The sequence below is a fragment of the Planomonospora algeriensis genome, from assembly GCF_977012225.1.
Genome location: NZ_CDRNDK010001056.1, coordinates 1 through 582, shown reverse-complemented (window position 1 = coordinate 582; position 582 = coordinate 1). Strand labels below are relative to the sequence as shown.

Here is a 582-nt window from a genome sequence, read left to right as displayed (position 1 = left end):
TGGCCGAGCGTCAAGCGCTGACGTTCCGCCGCCGCGCCCGCTCCGGACCCGCCGGGCAGCGGGACGTCGAGGAGGTCCGGGCCGGTGGGGGCCAGGAGGTCGCCGCGCTCGACGGGCAGGGCGGCGGCCGGGATGGTCGTGCTGACGGCCGGCTCGGTCCGACGGTGGCGGCGGCCCCGCAGCGGTGCGTCCTGGACGAAGGTCGAGGACTCCGCTCTGCGGTGGCGGCGGCCCCGCAGCGGCGCGTCCTGGACGAAGGTCGAGGACTCCACCACCGGGCGTTCCCGGAGGCGGCGCCTGCCCTGGTAGGGAAGGCGGGGCCGCTCGGCGGAGACCGCCTCCTCGATGCGGGCGACGGGGGCCGTGACCGAGGGGAACTCGGAGGTCGGAACCGGCGCGAGCCCGGCCGCCACGGTGGTCTCGGGCACGGAGGGGCGCACGGGGAGCCCGCCGGCGGCGGGCGTCTGCGGGGTGACGGGCGTCTGCGGGGTGGCGGAGAACTCCTGGGTCGCGAAGGGACCCCGGGTGAGGCGGGGCGCCGCGGTGAGCTGCGGCGGCCGGGGCAGGCACGGCGGCGGCCTC

The 582-nt window shown here is 79.4% G+C and carries 1 protein-coding gene; it reads right to left on the bottom strand.

Going from position 1 to position 582, the window contains the following annotated elements; genetic code table 11:
- On the bottom strand, positions 1-582 hold a 582-nt coding region (locus ACWJ6R_RS37770; protein WP_449066773.1), incomplete at both ends, for a hypothetical protein.